At 52.4% G+C, this 15733-nt stretch carries 15 protein-coding genes, 4 tRNA genes and 1 rRNA gene; 1 reads left to right on the top strand and 19 read right to left on the bottom strand.

The genetic code is table 11. The features are described from left to right. Nucleotides 1-4: 4 nt before the first annotated feature. From rplL to cyoA, 18 genes are all read right to left on the bottom strand, one after another. The gene (rplL, locus tag L881_RS0108985) at nt 5-376 is read right to left on the bottom strand and encodes a 50S ribosomal protein L7/L12 (protein WP_025733369.1); all 372 of its coding nucleotides are present in this window, start codon (nt 374-376) and stop codon (nt 5-7) included. A gap of 95 nt (nt 377-471) precedes the next feature. After that, nucleotides 472-978, bottom strand: coding sequence for a 50S ribosomal protein L10 (rplJ, locus tag L881_RS0108980; RefSeq protein WP_025733368.1), 507 nt, complete (start codon nt 976-978; stop codon nt 472-474). A 348-nt stretch (nt 979-1326) separates the two neighbouring features. Further along, on the bottom strand, nt 1327-2019 hold the full coding sequence (gene rplA, locus L881_RS0108975) for a 50S ribosomal protein L1 (protein WP_025733367.1): 693 nt from the start codon (nt 2017-2019) through the stop codon (nt 1327-1329). Between the two features lies 1 nt (nt 2020). Beyond that, a complete protein-coding gene (gene rplK / locus L881_RS0108970) occupies nt 2021-2452 on the bottom strand; it encodes a 50S ribosomal protein L11 (protein WP_025733366.1) in 432 nt (143 codons plus the stop codon). A gap of 100 nt (nt 2453-2552) precedes the next feature. After that, nucleotides 2553-3086, bottom strand: a complete 534-nt coding sequence (nusG, locus tag L881_RS0108965; protein ID WP_025733365.1) for a transcription termination/antitermination protein NusG — start codon at nt 3084-3086, stop codon at nt 2553-2555. Between the two features lie 9 nt (nt 3087-3095). Further along, complete coding sequence (secE, locus tag L881_RS0108960) at nt 3096-3467, bottom strand: preprotein translocase subunit SecE (protein ID WP_025733364.1); 372 nt, start codon at nt 3465-3467, stop codon at nt 3096-3098. 83 nt (nt 3468-3550) lie between these two features. Further along, nucleotides 3551-3626 (bottom strand) — tRNA-Trp (locus tag L881_RS0108955). A gap of 138 nt (nt 3627-3764) precedes the next feature. After that, a tRNA-Thr gene (locus tag L881_RS0108950) sits at nt 3765-3839 on the bottom strand. 8 nt (nt 3840-3847) lie between these two features. After that, a tRNA-Gly gene (locus L881_RS0108945) sits at nt 3848-3921 on the bottom strand. A gap of 44 nt (nt 3922-3965) precedes the next feature. Next, nucleotides 3966-4049 (bottom strand) — tRNA-Tyr (locus tag L881_RS0108940). A 155-nt stretch (nt 4050-4204) separates the two neighbouring features. After that, nucleotides 4205-5197 carry a biotin--[acetyl-CoA-carboxylase] ligase gene (locus L881_RS0108935; RefSeq protein ID WP_025733363.1) on the bottom strand — a complete coding sequence of 331 codons (993 nt, stop codon included), beginning with the start codon at nt 5195-5197 and terminating at the stop codon, nt 4205-4207. A gap of 143 nt (nt 5198-5340) precedes the next feature. Next, nucleotides 5341-6357: a cytochrome d ubiquinol oxidase subunit II gene (gene cydB, locus L881_RS0108930; protein WP_245587963.1), complete on the bottom strand. Its 1017-nt coding sequence runs from the start codon at nt 6355-6357 to the stop codon at nt 5341-5343. Nucleotides 6358-6374: 17 nt separating this feature from the next. Continuing rightward, nucleotides 6375-7772 carry a cytochrome ubiquinol oxidase subunit I gene (locus tag L881_RS13135; protein ID WP_034579101.1) on the bottom strand — a complete coding sequence of 466 codons (1398 nt, stop codon included), beginning with the start codon at nt 7770-7772 and terminating at the stop codon, nt 6375-6377. A gap of 198 nt (nt 7773-7970) precedes the next feature. Continuing rightward, nucleotides 7971-8888 (bottom strand): heme o synthase, encoded by a 918-nt coding sequence (cyoE, locus tag L881_RS0108920; protein ID WP_025733360.1) that lies wholly within the window; start codon nt 8886-8888, stop codon nt 7971-7973. 14 nt (nt 8889-8902) lie between these two features. Next, nucleotides 8903-9223, bottom strand: coding sequence for a cytochrome o ubiquinol oxidase subunit IV (cyoD, locus tag L881_RS0108915; RefSeq protein WP_025733359.1), 321 nt, complete (start codon nt 9221-9223; stop codon nt 8903-8905). Further along, the gene (cyoC, locus tag L881_RS0108910) at nt 9224-9838 is read right to left on the bottom strand and encodes a cytochrome o ubiquinol oxidase subunit III (protein WP_025733357.1); all 615 of its coding nucleotides are present in this window, start codon (nt 9836-9838) and stop codon (nt 9224-9226) included. A gap of 3 nt (nt 9839-9841) precedes the next feature. Then, the gene (gene cyoB / locus L881_RS0108905) at nt 9842-11827 is read right to left on the bottom strand and encodes a cytochrome o ubiquinol oxidase subunit I (protein WP_025733356.1); all 1986 of its coding nucleotides are present in this window, start codon (nt 11825-11827) and stop codon (nt 9842-9844) included. Nucleotides 11828-11830: 3 nt separating this feature from the next. Next, on the bottom strand, nt 11831-12712 hold the full coding sequence (cyoA, locus tag L881_RS13130) for a ubiquinol oxidase subunit II (RefSeq protein ID WP_051464855.1): 882 nt from the start codon (nt 12710-12712) through the stop codon (nt 11831-11833). A 591-nt stretch (nt 12713-13303) separates the two neighbouring features. Here cyoA and L881_RS0108895 point away from each other — a divergent pair. Beyond that, on the top strand, nt 13304-14692 hold the full coding sequence (locus L881_RS0108895) for an MFS transporter (RefSeq protein WP_025733355.1): 1389 nt from the start codon (nt 13304-13306) through the stop codon (nt 14690-14692). A gap of 741 nt (nt 14693-15433) precedes the next feature. Here L881_RS0108895 and rrf read toward each other — a convergent pair. Continuing rightward, a 5S ribosomal RNA gene (gene rrf / locus L881_RS0108890) occupies nt 15434-15549 on the bottom strand. Between the last annotated feature and the right edge of the window lie 184 nt (nt 15550-15733).

The raw sequence follows: 15733 nt of genomic DNA, 5'->3' as shown, positions 1-15733 counted from the left end.
TATATTACTTGAGCTCAGCGCTTGCGCCTGCTTCTTCAAGTTTAGCTTTCGCAGCTTCAGCCTCTTCTTTGGAAAGACCTTCTTTCAGAGTAGCCGGAGCGCCGTCAACGGCACCTTTGGCTTCTTTCAGGCCCAGACCAGTGATTTCACGAACAACCTTGATGACGTTTACTTTCTTGTCACCAGCAGCAGTCAGAACCAGGTCGAATTCAGTCTGTTCTTCAGCGCCGCCAGCATCACCACCAGCAGGACCAGCAACTACAGCTGCTGCTGCAGAAACGCCGAATTTTTCTTCCATTGCTTCAACAAGTTCAGCAACTTCCATTACAGACATTTCAGCGACAGCGTTGATGATATCGTCTTTGCTAAGTGCCATGATTACATTCCTAGACTTTGCGGAGCAACTATTGCTCAAGCGTAAATTTTAACGTTTGCACCCTTTCGCGGGATATCCACCGGAAAAACAGAGGCTTAGGCCGCTGTTTCTTCCTGCTTCTGATCACGCAGCGCAGCGAGCGTTTTGGCCAGTTTGCCACCAGCAGCTTCTTTCATTACCGACAGCAGTTTTGCCAGCGCTTCTTCGAGCGTCGGCAGTGATGCCAGTCGATCAATCTGTTCAGCCGGGATTAGCTCACCTTCATATGCCAGCGCTTTAACGTCGAAGTTATCCTGCTTCTTGGCGAATTCCTTGAACAGACGAGCGCCAGCGCCCGGATGTTCGTTGGAAAATGCGATAAGCGTAGGACCGACAAAGGTGTCGTTCAGCGCTTCGTAAGGCGTTCCTTCGAATGCACGACGAGCCAGAGTGTTACGAACAACACGCAGCTCAACACCATTCTCGCGCGCCTGCTTACGCAGGTCGGTCATTGCCTCAACAGTGACACCACGAGAGTCGGCAACAACAACGGAGAGCGCAGCTTTGGCGGATTCATTGACTTCAGCAACGATCGCCTTTTTACCATCGAGACGTAATGGCACTGTCTTCACTCCTTTGATCCAGGATCATGCATAACCGCATAAACCCCGGCGTTACCAGTTCCCAGTGCTCAACACGAACGATCGCGCTGCGCCTGGAGCGAGGGATGGCTGGAGCCAGCCAAAAGCTGACATGCCACACCATCTGCGCAGGTGGAAACATGTCCCATTAAGCCCTAAAGCGAGCACCTGCGGTCTTTGACGGCCCCTACCCCACCCTTGAATACAAGGGAAAAGACGCGGGTACCGCAAAGTTATTGCTTGGTATATCCAACAGGCCAGCCTGATTGGCCGCACCTACTGGAAGAATAAACTTCGCCGCTGATGTTAAGCACCAGCGACGACAATCAATCACGCCAGCGAGGAGTGATCGACAGTAAGTCCCGGCCCCATGGTGCTGGAGAGAGAAACTTTTTTGAGGTAGATACCTTTGGAAGTGCTGGGTTTCAGACGCTTGAGGTCTGCGACGAGCGCTTCCAGGTTACCTTTCAGTGCTTCCTGAGCGAAGTCGACCTTACCGATAGTGGCATGAATAATGCCGTTCTTGTCAGTACGGAAACGTACCTGACCAGCCTTGGCATTTTTCACGGCAGTAGCCACGTCAGGGGTTACTGTACCCACTTTCGGGTTAGGCATCAGGCCACGCGGACCGAGAATCTGACCCAACTGACCAACAACACGCATAGCGTCAGGAGCAGCGATAACAACATCGAAGTCCATGCGACCGCCTTTTACTTCAGCAGCCAGCTCGTCCATGCCGACAATTTCAGCACCGGCTTCTTTCGCAGCGTCTGCGGCAGCGCCCTGGGCGAAAACAGCAACACGTACGTCGTTACCAGTTCCGTGAGGCAGAACGGTAGCGCCACGCACCACCTGGTCAGATTTACGCGGATCAACACCAAGGTTGACAGCCACGTCGACAGACTCTTTGAATTTTACAGTAGATAGCTCTGCAAGCAGCGCAGTTGCTTCATCAATGCTGTAAACGCGAGTCGCTTCGACTTTTTCGCGGATCTGCTTGGCACGTTTAGTCAATTTAGCCATCTTACAGACCCTCCACGTTCAGGCCCATGCTACGGGCGCTACCAGCGATACTACGAACTGCCGCATCAAGATCAGATGCAGTAAGGTCTGGCTCTTTGGTGCGAGCGATTTCTTCGAGCTGCTCGCGAGTAACAGTACCCACTTTTTTCTTGTTCGGCTCACCAGAACCAGACTTGATGCCAGCCGCTTTCTTGAGCAGAACTGCTGCGGGCGGAGTCTTGGTGACAAACGTGAAGCTACGGTCAGAATAGACAGTAATAACTACTGGAGTCGGCAGACCAGGCTCAACTTCCTGAGTCGCAGCGTTAAACGCTTTACAGAACTCCATGATATTAACACCGTGCTGACCCAGCGCAGGGCCAACGGGCGGACTAGGATTAGCTTTACCAGCTGCTACCTGCAGCTTGATATATGCCTGTACTTTCTTAGCCATGACTTACTCCATTTGGGTGATAGCGCCTTACGGCTCCCCGATGACAGAGAATGCGCCTCTTGGGGCGCATCTCTTTTGATACCGCTAATTTAGCGACAAATCACTCTTTCACTACCTGAGAGAACTCAAGCTCCACAGGAGTAGCACGCCCAAAAATAAGCACGCTCACCTGGAGGCGATTCTTCTCATAATTCACTTCTTCCACAACCCCATTGAAGTCAGCAAAAGGACCGTCCACTACACGAACAGTCTCACCTGCTTCAAATACGGTTTTCGGACGAGGTTTCTCAGTACCGTCCTGAACACGCTGAAGAATCTGATTAGCTTCACGCTCTGTAATGGGAGCGGGCTTCTCCGGCGTACCGCCGATAAAACCAAGTACGCGAGGCGTCTCGTTCACGAGATGCCAACTCACGTCATTCATTTCCATCTCGACCAGAACATAGCCGGGATAAAACTTGCGCTCACTCTTGCGACGTTTACCGTCGCGCATCTCAACGACTTCTTCCACGGGAACGAGAACCTCACCAAAGAGATCCTCGACTTCGTGCAGCTTGACCCGCTCTTTCAGCGAGCGCATCACCTGTTTTTCGAAGCCAGAGTAGGCGTGAACAACATACCAGCGCTTAGCCATGCATTACTCCTAACCAATAAGACCGGAAACAGCCCAGCCAAGCAGGGTATCAATTAACCAAAGCACCAAACCAACCACTACTACCGCCGCAATAACAATAGCAGTAGTCTGAAAGGTCTCCTGACGCGTAGGCCATACGACACGAAGAATCTCTTTCTTCGCATTGCGACCCAGATCAATGAGCTGATGCCCTTTCGACGTTGTAAAGGCGACAAAAACACCCAACCCGCCAACGATTACTACGCCTACCAAACGGTAAAAAAGAGGCTGATCAGCAAAATAGAGATTACCAACCACTGCTACCGCAACAAGCAGAAATGCAACCACCCACTTAGGAACGTCATAGTGAGATGATGCCTGCACTTCGGCATTATTTTTCATGGACGAACTCCTGAAGCGACGATAGCTGAACTTGAATTCTTACCGACAAAGACCATCATCGGAATCACCAGCCTGGGGAAGACTGGCAGGCCAGGAGGGAATCGAACCCCCAACCTGCGGTTTTGGAGACCGCTGCTCTGCCAATTGAGCTACTGGCCTAACTTTTACCTCTTTCTTCTCTGAAAGAGCAGGCGCTATCGTAGCCGAATACTGCACGACTGACAACCCCCTTCTGATCCCAACCAAAACTAGACTGGGAAAATAAAGGGATGCCCGATACCGGACATCCCTCTAAATTGGAGCTTATGGGCGGAATTGAACCGCCGACCTCTCCCTTACCAAGGGAGTGCTCTACCCCTGAGCTACATAAGCGTCTTACATGGAGCGGGCGGCGGGAATCGAACCCGCGTCATCAGCTTGGAAGGCTGAGGTTCTACCATTAAACTACGCCCGCCTAACTTTCCAGGATTCCAGTTTAACAAACTGAATTCTCAAAAGTGGTGGAGAGGGAAGGATTCGAACCTTCGAAGCTTTCGCGGCAGATTTACAGTCTGCTCCCTTTGGCCACTCGGGAACCTCTCCGTTACGTGGCGACAAATTCTACATCTTTTTGCCGCTCTGTCAATCGCTTACAGGGAACTTTTTGCTTGGGCAGCCCTGCATCGAAGACGCGGCGCATTTTGTCAAAACGACACGTCCAGCGCAACCAAAAAGTTGCACGAGAGGCAAAAAACACCCTAACTCGGTTCGTGAAGTGGCCGGAGCGTCACCTCGCCACCGGCCAAACGCCGCACTCCCGAATCAGTCACCACTTCCAGAATACCGCGCTCATCCACTCCACCGGCTTCAGCCGCATATGACGTTCCACCGGTATAGACAGTGATTTTTTCTCCCGCCAATGCGTTCAACTGATTCCAGCGCTGCTGCCAGGGGCCGAAGCCTTCCACGGCGAAACTCTCAAGCATCGCTCCAATACTTTCAATCAGCGAGGAAGCCAGTGCGTTTCGGCTCAGGCTACCGCCCTGTGCCGCCATATACCCCGCCGGCAACCCCTGCCCCGGAGGCAAGCTGGGCGCGTCAAACACGTTGATGCCTATTCCTATCACTACATCACAGGGCCCTTCCGCATCCCCTTGCAGCTCCACCAGAATACCGCCAACTTTCTCAAGCTCTCCGGCGGCATTACGTTGCAGAAGATCGTTGGGCCACTTCAGCATCAGGTCGACATTGTATGCAGCGAGAGCTTCGGCAACCGCCACTCCGGCGGCCAGGCTCAATCCTTCCAGCGCCGATGCTGCACACTCAAAACGCCACCCCAGGCTAAAAGTGAGGCCACTGCCCAGCGCCACTTCAAAACTGCGCCCTCTGCGGCCACGGCTCGCCGTCTGACGCTCAGCAAAGCACACTTCCTGATGCCCTGCCCCATGTTTGAAACGCCCCAGCAGCAACGTATTGGTAGAATCAATCTCCAGCTCTACAAAAAGACGCGACAAGCGGCGACGCCCTTCTCTTGAGAGCCTTTCGACCATTCGCTTCCCATCGAGGATTTCAACCGGGCGCTTAAGACGGTATCCCCGCCCTCTTACTGCATCAAGCTCCACCCCCAAGGCATCGAGCTTCTTCAACTGCTTCCAAACCGCTGTACGGGATACGCCAAAACGTTCGCCCAACTCCTCTCCGGAACGGTAGGACTCACCATTCAACAGGCTTATCAACTCACGCAAATCCATGCTCAAACCTCACTAAACTATGCGCTCAGTCTACCGCATTAAAGAGAAGTTGCCCGCACCAACCTGGCTTACACCAACCCTTCACAAAGAAAAACCCCTTGAGCCATAAGCCCAAGGGGTCGGTGTATACATCAAAAGCAATGTTAGTAGTGATGCAAATTACCTGGCTTCACCTTGCCTCTAAATACGTAGTAGCTATACGCCGTATAAATCAGCACGATCGGCAGGATAACCGCGTAACCCACGATCAGGAAGCTCTGGCTGGACGGGCCGGATGCAGCATCCCAGAGAGTAACCGAAGGCGGCACCACATAAGGGAAGAAACTGATCACCAGACCGATCAGCCCCAGCATGAACAGCATGACGAGCTTGGTGAAAATAAGCTTCTCACGGCGTGCGGTAACATCGAAAAAGATATTGACCGCAAGCAGGACAACCAGCACAGGCACAATGCTGAGGTAATAGACATTAGGCGTGGAGAACCAGCGCTCTGCAATCGCACTATTGCTGAGCGGCGTCCATGCACTAATGATGGCCATTGCCAGCAGCAGCAGCAGCGTAAGGGGGCGAAGCGCCTTATAGGCCAGATTTTGCGTTTCCCCTTCGGTTTTAACTACAAGCCACCCGGCACCAAGGGACGCATAGCCAAATACCAATGCGATACCAGTGAAGAGCGAGAAAGGTGTCAGCCAGTCGAATGTGGACCCCGCAAACTGGTAATCGCTCACATGAAGCCCATGAACGATCCCGCCGAGCACTACCCCCTGCGCAAACGTGGCAACCACTGATCCGCCAGCGAATGCCAGATCGAACATATGGCGATATTTCCGCGACTTGCCGCGAAATTCAAACGCAATACCGCGAAAGATCAGGGCCAGCAGCATTAACACCAGCGGCAAATAGAGTGCCGGCAGAATGGTTGCGTAGACAACCGGAAAGGCGCCATAAAGCCCCGCGCCCGCCAGTATCATCCAGGTTTGGTTACCATCCCACACGGGCATTACGGACCCCATCATGAGATCGCGCTGGCTATCGCTCTTGGAGAACGGGAACAATATCCCGATCCCCAGGCTGAACCCGTCCAAAATAATATACATGGCAACTGCGAAACCGATCACGGCAAACCAGATGACCGGCAGTATAGGCATGTCAGTAAACATGATGCGTTTCTCCTGGCTCAGTCATCGAAGCTTTCAAGCGTAGCCGAGAACGGCCGCTTAGGGGTGTTGTTTTGCCCCGGCCCACCAGAGGGCAGTTCCCCTTGAGGCTCTTTGCGGATCAGCTTCAGAATGTAGTAAATCCCGATCGCAAAGATGATGGCATAAACCACGATAAACCCTGTCAGACTGGCGACCATTTCACCGAACGATAGCGGCGAATGAGCATCAGCGGTGCGCATCAGGCCGTAAACCACCCAAGGCTGACGACCCGCCTCAGTGGTCACCCACCCCGCAATCAAGGCGATAAAGCCAGCAGGGGAGAAAATTGTTACCCAACGCAGGAAGAGCGGCGTTGTAAACAGCTTGCCACGCCAACGCAGATAGTTCCCCACCACACCGGTCAATAGCATCAACATGCCGATACCGACCATGATACGGAATGTCCAGAACACCAGAGGAACGTCCGGGCGCTCATCAGCCGGGAAATCCTTCAGCGATTGAATCTGACCACCCCAGGTATGGGTAAGGTACAAGCTGGCAACATGAGGAATCTCAATAGAGAAGCGGTTACGTTCCTGCTTCATGTCGGGCCAGCCTACCAGCGCCAGAGGAACACCTTCTCCGGGCTGATTTTCCCAGTGCCCTTCCATTGCCGCCAGCTTGGCCGGCTGATGCCTGAGCGTATTAAGGCCGTGCATATCCCCTGCAACGATCTGGATAGGAACAGCAATGATCGCCATCCACATTGCCATGGAGATCATCTTCCTGGCTGCCGGGTCCTTGCCATTGCGCAGCAGGTGATAACCACCCACGCCGGCGACCAGGAAGCTTACAGAGATGAAAGCAGCCAGCACCATGTGTACAAAGCGGTAAGGGAATGACGGGTTGAAAATGATGCTAAACCAGTCGGCCGGCAAAAAGTGACCATCCACAAGATGATAACCAGCAGGCGTTTGCATCCAGCTGTTGGAAATCAGAATCCATGTGGCTGAAATCAGCGTGCCTATTGCGACCATGCACGTCGCCAGGAAGTGCGTCGTGCGATTTACCCTGTTCTCACCGAACAGCATAACGCCGAGGAATCCTGCCTCAAGAAAGAACGCGGTCAACACCTCGTAGGTCAGCAGCACCCCTGTAATGTCGCCGCCTCGCTGCGCGAACACACTCCAGTTAGTGCCGAATTCATATGCCATCACCACGCCGGATACCACGCCTAAGCCAAATCCTACGGCGAAGATGCGAATCCAAAAGCGGTAAAGGCCGTGGTAAACCTCATTACCTGTCTTTAACCACAAAGCTTCCAGCGCCATCAGAAAACTAGCCAGTCCAATGGACAGCGCGGGGAACACTATGTGGTAAGAGACAGTAAAGGCGAACTGAAACCTCGCAAGGTCTACAGCATCCAGTCCAAACATGGACAGTCTCCTCAGCGATCACGGAAAGTAATTAGTAGTTTTCGGCGGACAATTCTAACGATCCAACTAAAAAGCTCACGTCATTGCGTCAATATGACGCAATGACGTGAGGCTCATTTACAGCGTAGACCAAACGGCTGAGAAGGGCGAACAGGCCCACCAAATTAAGCAGTGGGCCTGGCCAAAAACGGAGGGTGGTTACAGGATGGGATTTGACACAGATGCCACTGATACAGCATGGGAAGCAAGCAGAGGATCAGCGCCGGCCTGGTAGTCGATAGCCATCATTACGCTCAACGCAGTAACGATCAGGATGGAGAATCCGAACACACGCCGAGCCCATCGAATATCGTCTGTTGCATCAAAACCTTTCACGGCCAGATAAAGCCAGTAAAGGCTCATGCCAAACGCTACTGCGAAATATCCATACCCTGTATATCCAGCGACGCTCAACATCAAAGCGACGACTGCGAAGATAACGATATAGACAACAATCTGGCGCTTTGCAGACCGTAAATCGCGAGCTACAGGAAGCACTGGAATGCCCGCTGCCTTGTAGTCCTGATAGCGGAAAATGCCGATGGCAAATGAGTGAGGCATTTGCCACATGCTGAAGATCAGCAGCAATAGCAAGGCCCCCAGATCAAACACCCCTGTCACTGCACAATAGCCAATCACAGGCGGGACAGCCCCGGAGATACTGCCTACAAGCGTTCCATGAATGGACTGTCTTTTCAGGCAGAGAGAGTAGAGACCAACGTACACAACAAATCCGATGATCCCAAATAACGCCGCCAGGAAATTACCACCGAAATACAGCAGCAGGAATCCTGCGATCCCCAGCCCCAACGCGTAGACAAGCGCCACTGGCGGAGATATTACCCCCTTTACCAGCGCCCTCTGTCGGGTGCGTTCCATCAGTCTATCGATATCGCGATCAATAACGTTATTGAACACACAGCCAGAAGCGATCACCAGCGCAACGCCTAACAACGTTGCTACCAATAGCTCTCCATCAATACGGCCGCGGGAGGCCAAAAAGAAGCCTCCCGCTACCGAAATCAGATTGCCAAAGATGATGCCCGGCTTGGTAACAAGCAGGTATTTCTTCAACATCTCATTACTTCAACTCACGACATGGTGTTCATGTGCAAGTGGAACATGATCCAGATGGAACCAATGACAATGATACCTACCGTCATTAGTGTGAACCACATGGTGAGCATGTTCCATCCACCCTCTGCATCCTTGCTCAGATGCAGGAAGTAGACCGCTTGAACGATAATTTGAACCACAGCCAGAATAAAGATGACTGCGACCAGCGCACCACTACTGGACAGCGAGTGATTCATCACCATGAAAAACGGAATAACCGTAAGAATGATGGAGAGAATCAGGCCAACTGAATAGGAGCGCAGTGAGCCGTGGGCACTATTGTGATTACTGCTCATTTATAGGACCCCCGCCAGGTAGACGATAGTGAATACGCAAATCCACACGATGTGCAGGAAGTGCCAGAACAGGCTGAGGCACGAGATGCGTGAGATGTTGTTCTCAGTGAGACCTTTAGAGCCAATCTGGAACAGCAGAATCAGACCCCAGATGACACCACTGGTAACGTGAAGACCGTGAGTACCCACCAGCCCGAAGTAGGATGACAGGAAACCACTTCTTTGCGGTCCGAAGCCTTCAGCGATCAGGTGATGGAATTCATATACTTCCAGCCCCACGAACACTGCACCGAGAATCAAGGTCAGGAACAGCCAGATCAGCGTCTTGTTCTTGTCACCACGGTGGACGGCCAACATCGCCAGGCCAATCATGAAGCTACTGGCCAACAATACGAATGTCTCAACGAGAACAAACGGGAGCTCAAAGATATCGTGTCCTGAAGGACCACCTGCAAAGTTGTGCCCGATCACCGCATAGGTGGCGAACAGCGCACTGAACAGGATGCAGTCCGACATGATGTAAATCCAGAACCCGAACACTCTCAATGAGATTGTGTCGTGGTGCTCATGCCCGGAGGCATGAGCATCATTGTGCTGAATTGTTTGAGTAGTCATGGGTCAGGCCTGCTGCTTCTCAAGGTTCTTGAAATGTTCGTTCTCGGTGAGCTCAACCTCATCCTTCTTGATGTAGAAGTCGGTATCGTCACTGCAAGAGCGAATTACGAAGGTCAGCACTGTCGCGATCAGACCAAACGCTGCCAGCCACCAGATATGCCATACGATGGAGAAGCTCATGATGAAGCCGAACAGTCCCATGACGGGGCCGGCCACCGTGCTCTTCGGCATGTGGATATCAGTATAGTGATCCGGGCGTTTGTACGCGGTACCTTTCTCTTTCTCGTCCCAGAAGGCATCGAGATCATGAACCTGCGGAATAACCGCGAAGTTGTATTCCGGGGGCGGAGAAGAAATGGACCATTCCAGCGTACGGCCACCCCACGGGTCTCCAGTCAGGTCGTACTCTTTGTTCTTGCCAGCGAAGCCAACGACCAGCTGCAGAACGAACGCCAGGATACCGACCAGGATAATGCCCGCGCCGATGGCAGCGATAACGAACATGGTGTGCATTAGCGGAGTCGGGTCCACAAAGGTGGAGACACGACGGGTAATGCCCATGAAGCCAAGCGCATACAGCGGCATGAACGCGAACCAGAAGCCAATGATCCAGCAAAGCGCAGAGAACTTGCCAAGACGCTCGTTAAGCTTGAATCCGTAGACTTTCGGGAACCAGTAAGCTAGACCCGCCAGGTAACCGAATACAACACCACCGATGATTACGTTGTGGAAGTGAGCGATCAGGAACAGGCTGTTGTGAAGCACAAAGTCTGCCGCCGGGTTCGCCAGCATCACACCGGTCATACCACCTACCGAGAAGGTCACCAGGAAGCCAAGGGTATAGATCATTGGCGTAGTGAACTCTACTCGACCACGGTACATGGTAAAGAGCCAGTTGAAGATCTTAACGCCGGTCGGAATCGCGATAAGCATCGTCGCAATACCGAAGAACGCATTGACGTTGGCACCGGATCCCATGGTGAAGAAGTGGTGCAGCCAAACGAACAGCGACAGCACTGTAATCGCAACGGTCGCCCACACCATGGTGGAATACCCGAACATGCGTTTTTTACAGAAGGTGGCTGTAACTTCAGAGAACACACCAAATGCCGGCAGAATGAGGATATATACCTCAGGGTGTCCCCACGCCCAGATCAGGTTGACATACATCATCTGGTTGCCACCAAGATCATTGGTGAAGAAGTGCATGCCAAGCGTGCGGTCCAGCGCCAACAGCGTAATAACAACTGTCAGGATCGGGAAGGTTGCGATAATCATTACGCAGGCACAGAAAGTGGTCCACGTAAAGATAGGCATTTTGAACAGCGTCATGCCGGGAGCACGCATTTTGATGATGGTGGCAAAGAAGTTGACACCTGTCAGAAGCGTACCAATACCGGAAAGCTGTACCGACCAGATCCAGTAATCAACCCCTACCCCGGGACTCAAGTCTCTTCCCGATAGAGGCGGATAAGCCAGCCACCCTACCTGACCGAACTCTCCGACAAACAGAGAAATGTTGATCAGAATTGCTGAGAAGGCAGTGAACCAGAAGCTCATGTTGTTCAGGAACGGGAACGCAACATCACGAGCGCCAATCTGGAGAGGCACAACGATGTTGAACAACCCGATCATGAACGGCATTGCCATGAAGAAGATCATGATGGTGCCGTGAGCAGTAAAGATCTGGTCATAATGCTGTGGCGGCAGATAGCCTTCACCACCACCGGAAGACATCGCCTGCTGCAGTCGCATCATGATGGCGTCGGAGAACCCGCGCACCAGCATAATGATGGCAACCACGATGTACATGACACCAATTTTCTTGTGGTCAACCGAAGTAATCCAGTCGTGCCACAAATAACCCCACTTGCGGAAATAGGTGATTGCAGCCAGTAGCGCAACACCTAAAACGACGATAGCCGAAAACGTACCAATGAGAATAGGCTCATGATACGGAATCGCGTCGAGAGATAATTTTCCGAACATTGTTTACTCTCCAGCACCAGCTGTCTTGACTTCCAGCCCTCTGCCCACGGTCTCATCTATAACAGTTTGGTATAGGTGAGGCTGAACCACCGCGAAGTGCTCTACGGGGTTGCGCGTGGAAGGCTCGGCGAGCCGGTTATAGCGATCAACACTCAGTTGCTCGCCAGACTGTTTCACCTGATCCACCCAAGCGTCGAAATCTTCAGGAGTCTTGGCAAGTGCATTGAACTGCATTCCTGAGAATCCGTTACCTGTGTAGTTGGCGCCCGTACCGCGGTACACGCCGGGTTCGCTAGCTTCGAGCCACAGCTTGTTGGACATGCCGCCCATCGCATAGATCTGACTACCCAACTGAGGAATGAAGAACGAGTTCATTGCCGTAGCGGAGGTGATGCTGAAGCGAACCGGCCTGTTAGTAGGCATGGCAAGCTCATTTACACTTGCGATACCGAGTTCCGGGTAAATGAACAGCCACTTCCAATCCAATGACACCACTTGAACCTGCAGCGGTGGCTGATCAGACTCAATGGGTCTCTGAGGATTCAGACTATGGGTGAAGTGCCAGGTGATAATCGACAGCGCTAGAATGATGATGCAGGGAACGCCCCACACCACAGCTTCCAGTTTGTTGGAATGCGCCCAGTTCGGTGAGTAAGTAGCGTCCTTGTTAGACGCGCGATACTTCCACGCAAACCAGAATGTCATGATGATTACCGGAATCACCACGAGGAGCATAACCACAAATGCGGTGATGATCATGTTGCGCTGAGCAAGGCCTATAGGTCCCTTGGGATCCAGCAATGCTGCATCGCAACCACCCAGCAGAGAAACCGCGCCAAACACGGTCAGTGCTTTGTAGATGCTTTGCCAATAGTTTCTCGTCATCTTCTGCTCTCTTGATGCCCCTTGCTTGCCAGAAAGATACATGCGGTGTGTTGGCTGGCTTTTTTCACAAGGTTCCAGGAGCAACGCCCATTCCCAATTGAAGAGCCAGTCTCACAGCCATACCAGGATATCGATACCGCATCATGATCGGTCGCGATTTTATCTCCCGTGCCGGATTATCAGCCACCATCCCTGAAAACTTACGGGACATGGGAGATCACTCGCTTCCACATGATGAAAGCGAGCGCCGAACGAGAGAATCCTTTCAACGATGACGGTTTCGGGACAAAACCGCGCATCGATGGGCGCTATTCTTAGTTTTTTTCACACATTTCTCAACCCACACATTTTGTATGGAATAGCGGAAATAAATTGATTTCAATTCGTAACATTATGATTTTATTGAGAATATCGAAAACAATGTCCGTTAGCGTGCTAATTTGAGGGTGCCAGAATAATTTGCTATTGATAGTCATTTTTCGATGCTAATAATCTATTAATGGCTTCTACCTTATTCCCTTACCCTAGCGCCAGCGTCCTACGCTGGATCGCGACCGCGACCACGCTCCTTTTTCCACTACGTTGCACTCGATGAAAAATAGAACATTTCAACCCGATGAATCCAAGGCAGTTGGCGGCCTTACCTTACTGTACAGCATCCGTATGCTCGGTTTGTTCATGGTGCTGCCCATACTCGCGATCTATAGCGAACACCTGCGCTACGCAACACCTACCATGGTAGGCATCGCACTTGGCATCTATGGCCTGACGCAGGCGATCCTGCAAATTCCCTTCGGCATACTTTCCGACCGCATCGGGCGGAAACCCGTCATCTTCTTCGGGCTATGTCTACTTCTGGTGGGCAGTATTGTCGCCGCCCAATCGACCACCATGTACGGCGTTATCATCGGTCGCTGTTTGCAGGGAAGCGGGGCCATTTCGGGCGTAATAATGGCGCTGGTAGCCGATCGCACCCGCGAAGAGGTGCGCACTCAAGCCATGGCGGTTATAGGCATCTGTATTGGTATATCCATCGGCCTGTCCATGGTGATAGGGCCGGTTATAGCGCATTATTTTGGTCTGGATGGCGTTTTTCTCGCGACCGCACTGCTCGCCATGGTGGGTATGCTGATTCTGTGGGTACTGGTACCAGCGGCGCCGGTACGGACACACAAGGATGTCGGCATGGACTTCCACCAGCTGACTGGTATTTTACGGCGCGTGGACCTGCTCAGACTGGATTATGCAATTTTCTCGCTACACTGCATTTTCACCGCTCTATTCGTCGCCCTTCCCATAAAAATCAGCGCTTTGGGGTTCACTGCCGAAGGAGCTGGATGGATTTATCTGCCGTTAATGGCAACATCATTTATCGCGATGACACCATTGGTGGTGATAGCGGAAAAGCGCAGGAAAATGAAGCCGGTTTTTATTGGCAACATTGTACTTCTGGCGGCGACATTGGCTGCAATGTACCTGATGCCGGCGAAAAGCTGGTGGCTGCTGGGGCTACTGTGGCTTTTCTTTTTTGCATTCAACCTGATGGAAGCAGTACTGCCTTCGATGATTAGCAAGATTGCTCCGGCAGGCGGCAAGGGAACAGCCTTGGGCGTTTACTCTACCAGCCAATTCCTGGGTACTACCGTGGGGGGAGCGCTTGGGGGATTAGTCGCCAGCCACTTCGGAACCGATGTGGTTTTCCTGTTCGTTGCAGTCGTCGCCCTGCTCTGGCTATTGTCCGCCTGGTCAATGCGGCCACCTCAACACCTGTCGAGTGAAATCGAGAGTACGACCCACCAAACGTTGTCCTCACAGACATTACAATCCAGGCTTCTGAAGGTTCCCGGCGTTGTAGATGCAATGGTGGTGGACAGTGAGGGATTAGCCTATCTGAAGGTTGATAAGCTGGCTCTGGATAGAGATCAGCTTAACGAGCTTCTCAACAAACCCGCCCCTAAAGCGGAAGGTGCCACATCCTGAGATTGGGAGCGACACTTTCCCGCCAATAGCCATGGCAACTACGTTTTATAATGACGGTGATGCATTCCATCACCGTCATTTTATTTTGTCTTGTGGATAGACAGTCGCTGTAGCTATCCAGAACCTCGCCTAAATAACAGTCAGTATTATGCCGTCGAGCAAGGCAAAGGCTGTGCTTGGGCCTCCAAGAACCGGCATTAGTTAGCGTCGCTAAAGCAATGGCACAGCGGACGGGAGCAAAGAGCAAAGGTATGTTGCCGCGCGCGCCCACGTGAAAGACCCGGACGGCACGCCCATTGAGTTTTACGAAGTGGCGTGAGGGGTGATAATTGGGAAGCGTTTGCTCAACGGGAGAGTGCATTGCATATAAGGCGACCGGACCACAATCCTTACGGCCTGCCCCTGCCTCAAAGGTTCTGACTTTTCCGAACACTGCCTATGGCTGTCCGTTAGAGTGGTTCCCGTACAGGCAGCGTCTGTATTCCTGCTCTTGATAACGCCCTGATAACGAATAGTACAAACAGGGTGTCGGTCTCCTTCCCGTGGCAGCCCTCCGGCAGGCTATCCCATAGGAAGGAACAGCAGCCCTCTTCCCTTCTCCGCCCGCCACCGAGTCACAGACACTGTACCCACGGCTACCGCCCCCGCACTATCAGCAGTCAACCACGAAGGCCCTTCCCTTTTTCTTCCCGACAAGAAAAAACCCCGGCCAGCAGTGCTGATCGGGGTTTTAAAATAAATGCCTGACGATGACCTACTCTCACATGGGGAATCCCCACACTACCATCGGCGCTAAGCGGTTTCACTTCTGAGTTCGGCATGGGATCAGGTGGTGCCCGCTTGCTAAGGTCGTCAGGCAAAACTGGTGTCGTTACCCGCAGACAGAGACTGTCGTTCCCTTAGAGGGTGCGGCCAACAACGAATTTGGTAAATCATGCTGAGCGAGAAACGTCTCACCGTATCCGGTGTCTGTCGCTTTCATCGGCTTAACCTAACCACTTGGGGTTATATGGTCAAGCCTCACGGACCATTAGTACACGT

This window comes from Carnimonas nigrificans ATCC BAA-78 (assembly GCF_000526695.1).
Taxonomy (GTDB): domain Bacteria; phylum Pseudomonadota; class Gammaproteobacteria; order Pseudomonadales; family Halomonadaceae; genus Carnimonas; species Carnimonas nigrificans.
The sequence above is the reverse complement of the archived record's forward strand: the minus strand, read 5'-3'. Positions and strand labels throughout refer to the sequence as shown.

Excerpts from the sequence above, each read along its gene's own strand:
- rplL (WP_025733369.1), bottom strand. The coding sequence starts at position 376 with ATGGCACTTAGCAAAGACGATATCATCAACGCTGTCGCTGAAATGTCT.
- rplA (WP_025733367.1), bottom strand. The coding sequence starts at position 2,019 with ATGGCTAAATTGACTAAACGTGCCAAGCAGATCCGCGAAAAAGTCGAA.
- rplK (WP_025733366.1), bottom strand. The coding sequence starts at position 2,452 with ATGGCTAAGAAAGTACAGGCATATATCAAGCTGCAGGTAGCAGCTGGT.
- nusG (WP_025733365.1), bottom strand. The coding sequence starts at position 3,086 with ATGGCTAAGCGCTGGTATGTTGTTCACGCCTACTCTGGCTTCGAAAAA.
- secE (WP_025733364.1), bottom strand. The coding sequence starts at position 3,467 with ATGAAAAATAATGCCGAAGTGCAGGCATCATCTCACTATGACGTTCCT.
- L881_RS0108935 (WP_025733363.1), bottom strand. The coding sequence starts at position 5,197 with ATGGATTTGCGTGAGTTGATAAGCCTGTTGAATGGTGAGTCCTACCGT.
- cydB (WP_245587963.1), bottom strand. The coding sequence starts at position 6,357 with ATGTTTACTGACATGCCTATACTGCCGGTCATCTGGTTTGCCGTGATC.
- L881_RS13135 (WP_034579101.1), bottom strand. The coding sequence starts at position 7,772 with ATGTTTGGACTGGATGCTGTAGACCTTGCGAGGTTTCAGTTCGCCTTT.
- cyoE (WP_025733360.1), bottom strand. The coding sequence starts at position 8,888 with ATGTTGAAGAAATACCTGCTTGTTACCAAGCCGGGCATCATCTTTGGC.
- cyoD (WP_025733359.1), bottom strand. The coding sequence starts at position 9,223 with ATGAGCAGTAATCACAATAGTGCCCACGGCTCACTGCGCTCCTATTCA.
- cyoC (WP_025733357.1), bottom strand. The coding sequence starts at position 9,838 with ATGACTACTCAAACAATTCAGCACAATGATGCTCATGCCTCCGGGCAT.
- cyoB (WP_025733356.1), bottom strand. The coding sequence starts at position 11,827 with ATGTTCGGAAAATTATCTCTCGACGCGATTCCGTATCATGAGCCTATT.
- cyoA (WP_051464855.1), bottom strand. The coding sequence starts at position 12,712 with ATGACGAGAAACTATTGGCAAAGCATCTACAAAGCACTGACCGTGTTT.
- L881_RS0108895 (WP_025733355.1), top strand. The coding sequence starts at position 13,304 with ATGAAAAATAGAACATTTCAACCCGATGAATCCAAGGCAGTTGGCGGC.